The sequence below is a fragment of the Flavobacterium seoulense genome (assembly GCF_000695795.1).
Classification (GTDB): Bacteria; Bacteroidota; Bacteroidia; order Flavobacteriales; family Flavobacteriaceae; genus Flavobacterium; species Flavobacterium seoulense.
Genome location: NZ_JNCA01000016.1, coordinates 257,788 through 267,393 on the forward strand (window position 1 = coordinate 257,788; position 9,606 = coordinate 267,393).

Annotated in this window: 9 protein-coding genes; 6 read left to right on the forward strand and 3 right to left on the reverse strand. The window is 34.6% G+C overall.

The features are described from left to right. The 5 genes from FEM21_RS09140 (at nucleotide 1) to FEM21_RS09160 (ending at nucleotide 2,690) form a co-directional block, all read left to right on the forward strand. Nucleotides 1-465: a hypothetical protein gene (locus FEM21_RS09140; protein WP_035659711.1), complete on the forward strand. Its 465-nt coding sequence runs from the start codon at nucleotides 1-3 to the stop codon at nucleotides 463-465. Further along, nucleotides 428-847, forward strand: a complete 420-nt coding sequence (locus tag FEM21_RS09145) for a SufE family protein (protein WP_035659714.1) — start codon at nucleotides 428-430, stop codon at nucleotides 845-847. The genes FEM21_RS09140 and FEM21_RS09145 overlap by 38 nt, the downstream gene beginning before the upstream one ends. Before the next feature lie 60 nt (nucleotides 848-907). Then, nucleotides 908-1,231 carry an SUF system Fe-S cluster assembly protein gene (locus FEM21_RS09150; RefSeq protein WP_035659716.1) on the forward strand — a complete coding sequence of 108 codons (324 nt, stop codon included), beginning with the start codon at nucleotides 908-910 and terminating at the stop codon, nucleotides 1,229-1,231. Between the two features lie 80 nt (nucleotides 1,232-1,311). After that, a complete protein-coding gene (locus tag FEM21_RS09155) occupies nucleotides 1,312-1,818 on the forward strand; it encodes a DUF2480 family protein (protein WP_035659719.1) in 507 nt (168 codons plus the stop codon). Nucleotides 1,819-1,838: 20 nt separating this feature from the next. Then, nucleotides 1,839-2,690 carry a DUF3078 domain-containing protein gene (locus FEM21_RS09160; RefSeq protein WP_035659722.1) on the forward strand — a complete coding sequence of 284 codons (852 nt, stop codon included), beginning with the start codon at nucleotides 1,839-1,841 and terminating at the stop codon, nucleotides 2,688-2,690. Nucleotides 2,691-2,747: 57 nt separating this feature from the next. Here the strand turns inward: FEM21_RS09160 and FEM21_RS09165 are convergent, their stop codons facing one another. The 3 genes from FEM21_RS09165 to FEM21_RS09175 form a co-directional block, all read right to left on the reverse strand. Continuing rightward, on the reverse strand, nucleotides 2,748-3,455 hold the full coding sequence (locus FEM21_RS09165) for a hypothetical protein (protein WP_035659724.1): 708 nt from the start codon (nucleotides 3,453-3,455) through the stop codon (nucleotides 2,748-2,750). A gap of 138 nt (nucleotides 3,456-3,593) precedes the next feature. Then, nucleotides 3,594-4,826 carry a GTPase HflX gene (hflX, locus tag FEM21_RS09170; protein WP_035659726.1) on the reverse strand — a complete coding sequence of 411 codons (1,233 nt, stop codon included), beginning with the start codon at nucleotides 4,824-4,826 and terminating at the stop codon, nucleotides 3,594-3,596. Nucleotides 4,827-4,920: 94 nt separating this feature from the next. Then, nucleotides 4,921-5,400, reverse strand: coding sequence for an FKBP-type peptidyl-prolyl cis-trans isomerase (locus FEM21_RS09175; RefSeq protein WP_035659728.1), 480 nt, complete (start codon nucleotides 5,398-5,400; stop codon nucleotides 4,921-4,923). 269 nt (nucleotides 5,401-5,669) lie between these two features. On the opposite strand from FEM21_RS09175, the gene FEM21_RS16215 reads away from it, so the two are divergent. Beyond that, the coding region (locus FEM21_RS16215; RefSeq protein WP_236353592.1) for a rhamnogalacturonan lyase family protein at nucleotides 5,670-9,606 on the forward strand (3,937 nt) is incomplete at its 3' end.

The window sequence follows — 9,606 nt, forward strand, 5'->3', positions numbered from 1 at the left end:
ATGAAACTACTATCGTTATTATTCCTGACTATTTTTCTAGGCAAAGGCTGCGAAGGAAACCCTAAGCAAAATATTGAAACTGCTAAAATTATTTATACAGCACATACAAGAGGCTATCATCAGGAGATAATTATCGAAAACAAATTAGTTAGTGTAAAAAAAGACCGAAAAGAAGAAGCTGTTCAAACTAAAATTAAAGATGCCGACTGGAAAGAACTGGTTCGTCTTTTTCAGGAAACAGATTTAGAGGAATTAAAAGAATTAAAATCACCAACAGAAAAACGTTTTTATGATGGTGCGGCAATAGCCAATCTGACAATAATATACGAAGGTAAAATCTATGAATCACAAAGTTTTGATCATGGTTTTCCTCCTGTAGAGATAAAAAAAATAGTGACTAAAATAAATTCATTTGCAAAACAAAACAATGAAGATCAAAGATATACAAGAAGAAATAGTCGATGAATTTTCGATGTTTGATGACTGGATGCAACGTTATGAGTACATCATCGAATTAGGAAAAAATCTTCCGCTAATCAAAGAAGAAGCTAAAGTTGAAGAAAATTTAATTAAAGGCTGTCAGTCAAAAGTATGGCTACAAGGTGAAAAAAATGACGACAAAGTAGTTTTCACTGCCGATAGCGATGCCATATTGACTAAAGGAATAATCGCCATTTTAATTCGTGTTTTTTCAAATCAAACACCAAAAGACATCATTGATGCCAATATGGATTTTATTGACGAAATAGGATTAAAAGAACATTTATCGCCTACCAGAGCAAATGGTCTTGTATCGATGATCAAGAATATAAAAATGTATGCTTTAGCATTTGAAGCTAAAAACTAATATTTAAACATATAAGTCATATAAGTTTAATACTTATATGATTCAAAAAACTGAAATAAAATGGAACAAGAAATAGACACTAACGAATTAGGAGAAGCAATCGTAAAAAAATTAAAAACCATTTACGATCCTGAAATTCCTGTAGATATTTATGAATTAGGATTGATTTATGATGTAATGATTAATACTGATTATGAAGTAAAAATTTTAATGACGCTTACTTCTCCAAACTGTCCGGTAGCAGAGAGTTTGCCAAGAGAAGTTGAAGAAAAAATAAAATCAATCGAAAACATAAAAGGAGCCGAAGTAGAAATCACTTTCGATCCACCATGGAGTAAAGATTTAATGAGTGAAGAAGCAAAATTAGAATTAGGAATGCTTTAAATATAGTATTCAGTAGGCAGTAGCAGTAAGCAGTTTCTACAGCTACTGAACACTGATTTCTGAAAACTAATTACTAAACAATGGAAGAAATAATTAACAAAGTAGCCAATAGCGCTCTGGAAGTATTTGATCTTGAAGATTATTATCCAAAGGGTATTCGTACGCAAATCGATATTTCGCAATGGCTTCTTGAAGGTTTTTTATTAAGAGAAAAAGATTTTAGAGAACAGCTAAAAAATCATGACTGGTCACAATACCAAGACCATTATGTTGCGATAAATTGTAGTACTGATGCTATTATTCCGGCTTGGGCTTCTATTTTAGTTGCAATACAATTAGCTCCTTTTGCTAAAAAAATCATCAACGGAAACAATGAAGATATTGATGCGGCATTGTATGAAGAATTACTTCCTAAACTTGATTATACAGCTTATCAAAATAAGTCGGTAATTATAAAAGGATGTTCTAAAAAACCAGTTCCTACAAGAGCTTATGTATTAGCAGCACATCATTTACAACCTTTTGCCAGAAGCATAATGTATGGAGAAGCCTGCTCTGCAGTTCCTTTATACAAAGCGAAGAAATAACCGAAATCAAACATTAACTTATGAAAAAAGCAATTCTATCCCTTGTTTTACTTGTAACAATGTTTACAGTTCAGGCTCAGGAAACAGAAAAAGATACCACAAAACTTTGGACAAAAAAAGGTAATATCTCTTTATTGTTAAGTCAGTCAGCTTATAACAGACAATGGCTTGGTGGTGGAACTTCAAACATTGCCGGGAATTTTGGTTTAAACTATGATTTCAATTATAAAAAAGGAGATGTAGTTTGGGATAACAAATTCATTCTTGCTTATGGATTGAGCAAAATAAAAGGAAATGAACTAACAGCTAAAACCGATGACCGTTTAGAATTAAACTCTCTTTGGGGTAAAAAAGCAGCAGCTAAAAACTGGTACTATTCGATGTATTTTAATTTTAAATCTCAAATGGATACTGGTCTTGATAAAAACAATGTAAAAATTTCTCATTTTTTCTCTCCTGCTTATTTTCAATTTGGACCTGGTTTCTTATGGAAAAAAGATAATAATGCAAGTGTAAACATTGCTCCTGCAGCTGGAAGATTAATTATGGTTCACAAACATTTTACAGAACTTGGATCTTCTTTTGGTGTTTTGCAAGGAGACAATACCCGTTTTGAATTTGGTGCCAGCGTCACAGCTTATTATAAATTTGTTGCTCTTACGAACGTTTCTATCGAAAATCGTTTGAATTTATATTCTAATTATTTAGAAGATCCTCAAAATGTTGATATTGACTACCAAATGAATGTAGTGATGAAAATCAACAAATACCTTTCGGCAAATATTGCTTTGCAAACCATTTATGATGATAACGCTATAAAAGGTGTTCAGGTTAGAGAAGTATTTGGATTAGGCGTTAATTACGGTTTTTAATCTAAAACAAATTATAAAAAAATTCCTTTTTAGCTTAAGCCAAAAAGGAATTTTTTATTAGATTAAATTCTTTTTTCTTCCAAATACAAAACGAATTCCGAAACCAACATTCAAGGGATACGTTCTGGCATTCGAATATTTAGAAAGTGGATTATTGGTAAAATGAATAGGAAATCCCATCAGAAAATCAAATCGAAAAACTCTTGAACCTAAACCCATCAAAAATCCCGGTTCCATTACAAAATATTCGGAATGAATACGATCTTTGGTAGTGTTTAAATGATTTCCATTGTAAAACAAATAACTATTTTTTAAGCAAAAAACAGCATCTCCTTTAATTCCGCCAATAATTTCACGTCCGCTAACTCCTGCATTAATTTGCACAAAAGGACGCCGAAAACTTCCTTCATAACGTTTAGCAACATGGGTAGTATCTATGTAAGCAAAATTAGACCCAAAGCCCATTCCGCCAGATACATATAAATTATTAGTAAAATATCCTGCAGCAATTTCTCCTTCATGAGCACGATAATTGCCTAAACCTCCTGAATGATACATTCCCATAATACCGAAATGATTTGTAAGTGCAACAGCACTTTTAGCAAGTAAACCGGAAGAACTTATCTCACCTGCAACATGTACTTCTCCTTTATCCTGAAAAAGCACAGGATTGACTGTTGGCGCAAAATATTTGTAATTACTGGATTTACAAGACGACAAAACAATCAGACTAAAAAGTAAAATAGCTTGGGACAATTTTCTCATAATTCATTTTTAATCGTGCCAAATATACAATGGCAATTCTAATTTCAAACAACATTTCTTAAGCTGTTAAGTATTTCTTCCTGAACATAAAAAATCCCTTTTGAAAAACTCAAAAGGGATTTAGTATTTTAAAAAAAATTATTCGTTTTCTTCTTTATCAATTGCCTCTTTATAATCAGGATACAAGAATTTATTGTAAGGAAAACGGGTAATATGAATTTGTCGTACGGCTTCGTAAACTCTTTCTCTGAATTCTTCAAAATTTTGTTTATTAGTCGCCGAAATAAACAAGGCATTTTGCTCCCCTACACGACTCATCCAGGTGGATTTCCACTCTTCAAGTGTATAATGTTTAGTTGTTTTTTCAGTCATTAAATCATCTTCATCGATGGTCAAATGCCTGTAAGCATCAATTTTATTAAAGACCATAATTACAGGTTTGTCACCTGCTTTAATGTCTAATAAAATTTGGTTTACTGAAGCAATATGATCTTCAAAATCAGGATGTGAAATATCGACAACGTGCAACAATAAATCAGCTTCACGTACCTCATCCAGCGTACTTTTAAACGAATCAACCAATTGTGTTGGTAGTTTTCGAATAAAACCTACAGTATCCGAAAGTAAGAAAGGTAAATTTTTGATAACAACTTTTCGAACCGTAGTATCGAGTGTAGCGAACAATTTATTTTCGACAAAAACATCACTTTTGCCAATAGCATTCATCAATGTTGATTTACCAACATTCGTGTAACCTACTAATGCCACGCGAACCATAGCACCGCGATTGCTTCGCTGAGTTCCCATTTGCTTATCGATTGCTTTGATTTTATCTTTCAGTAACGAAATACGGTCACGTACAATACGACGGTCGGTTTCAATTTCTGTTTCTCCGGGACCACGCATACCAATTCCCCCTTTTTGACGCTCAAGGTGTGTCCACAATCCCGAAAGACGCGGCAACAAATAAATACATTGTGCCAGTTCTACCTGAGTTCTGGCATAAGAGGTTTCGGCTCTTTGGGCAAAAATATCCAGAATCAAATTGGTTCTGTCCAGAATTTTACAATCAATAATTTTGGAAATATTTTTTTGCTGTGAAGGCGTTAATTCGTCATCGAATATAATAGTCGAAATTCCGTTTTCTTTTACATAATGATGAATTTCATCAATCTTTCCTGTTCCTAAAAAAGTTTTAGGATTAGGTTTATCTACTTTCTGGAAAAAACGCTTCACCACCTGACCACCTGCTGTGAAGGTTAAAAACTCTAATTCATCAAGATATTCATTGAGTTTTTCTTCACTTTGGTTTTGAGTAACAATACCTACAATGGCTGTTTTTTCAAAATTTATTACTTCTTTTTCTAACATATCATATAATAAGCTGCAAATTTAATGATTTGCCGAATAGAAATGGGATTTTATAATTTCTTTAAAATTATTGTTTTTTAGTAAAACGAATAATTTAGTTTACTGAAATTAATTTTACTTCAAAAACCAAAACAGAACCTCCAGGAATTTTACCATTATCGCTTCCGCCATAACCTAACTTAGCAGGAATAACCAAAATAGCACTTCCTCCTTCTTTTAAGTATGAAATACCTTCTGTCCAGCCTTTTACAACTTGGTTCAAACCAAAAGAAATTCCTTTCTCGTCACTTTCATCAAATACATTTCCGTCCATAAAGTACCCTTTGTAAGCCACAGTTACATTGGATGCAGGAGTAGCTTGCTTACCTGTTCCTGGATTATTAATTACATAATACAATCCTGATTCGCTTTTAGTTCCTTTTAATCCTTTTTTAGCAACATAATCTTCAATTTCTTTTTCATTTTTAGTAATGTAAGGAATCTCACTTGGGGCTACACTACTACTTTCACTAGTTTCTTTTTTACAAGAAATAAAAAGAGTCATAATTAGTAATGCTGATAATAAATGTTTCATAGTAAATTTTATTTAGATAGGTCAAATATAGTGAAATTCGACTTTGACTTCTAATAATTATGCTTTCTCATTACAAAATCTTGATTATAATTCATAATAAAAACCAAACTTACCTGTATGATTTTCAGGACACCACAAGATACTACAGGATGCTGATTGGTAGACAGCTAATTATATTTACCACTGACTATTAACCAATAACCAAATTATTTATGATTAGAAAAACTACTTTTTCTACCCATCGACTGTACCTTAGATTTTGCATTTCGATGTGTTTTTTGTTCGTTTCTATTTCTTCCTTTGCACAGCAATGGAATATATTAGGCAATGAACAAGCGATCTCTTCAGTTGCTTCTGCACACACCAGTATTGCTGTGGTAAAAGACGGAAACAATTTTATTCCTTATGTTGCTTTCACAGAAAGTGGAGTTCCAAAAGTAAAAAAACGTTTAGCGGATGGAACCTGGGAGCAGGTTGGTGCAAACCTTTCCACTAATGCTTCTTACACACGTATTTATGCTAATTCAATTGGTGATTTGTATGTTACCTACATTGATTTATCCGCTGGTTCTAAATTGGCTGTAAAAAAATACGATACTGCTACCGGAAGCTGGGATCTATTAAATCCTGAAGATACTACAACATTATATGTTTCTACAGGAAATGCAAATGGTATGAGCGCAGTAAGTCAATATAGCTCTACAGCGAGATGTTCCATGGCATTTGATTCTTTCAACACACCTTACATAGCTTTTAGTGAAGCTGGTATGTTGCCTTATGTGAAAAAATTTAATGGAACTGCATGGGAAACTTTAGGTACAGGAGCTGCTTCTGGAGACTTTGCTGCTGCAGTTGGTTTAACTATAGATTCTAGTGACAAACCATGGCTAGTTTATTCGAAATTAGCTGCTGCTAATTCTTCTACCGGGATTATGACTTTATCAAGTTTTAATGGTATTACCTGGACAGCAATAACAAATAATCCTATAACAGCTGGAGTACGTCATACTAATATTGCTATGAGAGATAATAACAATGTTTGCGTAGCTTATTTCAATACCGGTTCATCAAATAGAGCAACAGCAATTTTATACAATACATCAACAGGAGTATGGGGAAGCGCTACAACACTTGCTTCTAGAGATTCCCCTAACATAAGTTTAATCAACGACAACTCTGGTAATCTTTATTGCTCATTTATAGATTATACTGCTTCAACAAGTGTATTCCCAACTAGAGTACGTTTTCTGGCGGCAGGAAGTAGTACATGGACTGAATTAAAAGATCCCGCTGTAATCAGGGGTATTGATGAACCTACAGGGTGGCCATCAATTGCTATTGGTAACGCACCTTATCCTTATGTGGTTTACACCAAAGCAAATTCAAATAGTATTAACACCCCTACTGTCAGAGTTTACACTCCACCGCCGCCGCCTGCTGAACTTACTACTAATAATATAACAAATATAACTACTACTACAGCAGTAGGAGGAGGAAATATTACATCAGACGGGGGGCATACAATAACTGAGAGAGGTGTTGTTTACAGTAATTCTAACCCAAATCCAACAACTGCTGACATTAAAGTTGCAGATGCTACCGGAGGTATAGGAAATTTTTCTGTGACACTTAATAATCTTTTACCTGGAACTTTTTATTATGCAAGAGCTTACGCTATTAATGGAGGATCTACTTCTTATGGAAACACTGTTAGACTAAACAGTTTGCAAATACCTGATGCAGTAGTTACAACTCCTAAGCAAGTTGAATTTTTAAACAGAGGACTCGTAGCAGTTCAAAAAAACTCTAGTTCTATATACTTAAGCTGGAGATTACTTGGTAATGACCCTTCCAATATCGCCTTTAATGTATATCGAAATGGTGTTAAAGTCAATACTTCTCCAATCAGCAATTCGACTAATTACACTGATGCCACTACTGCAAACAACAATAGTTATAGTATCAAACCTATAGTAAACGGAGTCGAAGGAACAGAAACAACTCCTGTAAATGTTTGGGCAACTAATCGCTTATCAATTCCTCTTCAAATTCCTCCTGGAGGCACAACTCCTGATGGAAAAGCTTACACTTATACAGCAAATGATGCTTCAGTTGGAGATGTTGATGGAGACGGTGAATATGAAATTATTTTGAAATGGGAACCAACTGTTGCCAACCATAATTCAGGTGGATACAGTGGAAATCAAATTTTTGACTGTTACAAATTAAACGGAACCAAATTATGGCGTATTGATTTAGGAATTAATATGAATGGAGGACCTCATTTCAATCCGTTTATGGTGTATGATTTTGATGGTGACGGTAAAGCAGAAATGATTCTGAAAACAGCTGACGGAACAATTGACGGACAAGGAAATGTTATTGGTAATGCTTCTATTGATTATCGAAATACTTCAGGATGGGTACAACAAGGTCCTGAATTCTTAACTGTTTTTAATGGATTAACCGGTAAAGCGATGGCATCTGTACCATACCAGCCTGCGCGTGGTAATACTGCCGATTGGGGAGACAATTATGGAAATCGTCAGGACCGTTTTGTTTCAGCTGTTGCTTATCTGGATGGTGCCCGTCCAAGTATTATTGTGGGACGTGGATATTACAATAAGCTAATGCGTGCAGCTTATGACTGGAGAAATGGACAATTAACATTACGCTGGATTTTTGATAGTAAAGACCCTAACCACCCTGAATACAATGCTTATTCTGGTCAGGGAAATCACCAAATGACAATAGGCGATGTTGATGGAGATGGTAAAGACGAGATTATCAATGGATCTAGTGCTATAAACGATGATGGAAAACCACTTTGGACTTACGGTATGGGACATGGAGATGCTCTACATATGAGTGACATGGACATAGATCGTCCAGGACAAGAAATTTGGATTTGTTTAGAATCTCCTGGATCTTATGACGGAATGGGACTGAGACAATATGATGCTAAAACAGGACAAACTAACTGGGGAGTAGCCACAACTGGAGACGTAGGTCGTGCTATGGCTGCTGATATAGATCCTAACTACAGAGGAATGGAAATGTGGGGTTCAGCTGGCGGAAATGTATATGATGCTAAAGGAAACGCAATTAGTACTAATGTGCCTTATTACAACTTTGGAATTTGGTGGGATGGCGATTTAGGTCGTGAACTATTAGATGGTAACGTAATGAATAAATGGAATCCTGCAACAAAAAGCCAGACTCGTCTGTTTACCATTTATAATGATTACCCTGTCACATCTAACAATGACACAAAGAAAAACCCTGCCTTACAAGCCGATATATTAGGTGACTGGAGAGAGGAAATGATACTTCGTAAATCTGATAATACTGAACTTGTTATTTTTACATCTAATATTCCTACTGATTATCGTATTCCAACATTAATGCATGATCCACAATATCGTACAGCAGTTGCCTGGCAAAATTCGGCATATAATCAACCTCCAAATACGAGTTATTACATAGGATACGATATGGATGTAAACAACATTCCTACAGCAAAAATTGCAGTAGTAGATGTTATGGCTCCAAAAGTCACAGCGATTAACAGACTTACACCTAATGCCGAAAAAAACAATGCAACAAATGTTACTTTCCGTGTTACTTTTTCTGAAAATGTAAGTGCAGTTAAAGCGGATGATTTTATTCTTACTACAACAGGAAACGTGTCAGGAACTATTGCTTCTGTTACTTCTGTTACTAATACCTCATTTGATGTAACAGTAAATAACATTATAGGTGACGGAACGCTTCGTTTAGACATTAACAACACTAATAGCGGAATTACTGATGAAGCTAATAATACTTTGACAGAAGCTTTTACAGCTGGTGAAATTTATACTTTTGACCATACAAACCCAGTAATCACTACTCCAGCAGATCTTACTATTAACTCAGATGAAGGAAGTTGTGAAGCTACAAATGTAGTTTTAGGTACAGCATCAGCGATTGACACTAATACAGTTGAAATAACAAATGATGCACCAAGCGTTTTTCCTGTTGGAACCACAACTATTACATGGACCGCTAAAGATGAAGTTGGAAATACTAGTACAGCCACTCAAAAAGTAATTGTACAGGATACTCAAAAACCTTTAATTAGAGAACTTGTACCACAATCATTCTGTTATGATGAAAGCAATAAATATATTATTCCAACATTAGCAGCAACTGACAATTGTGGTG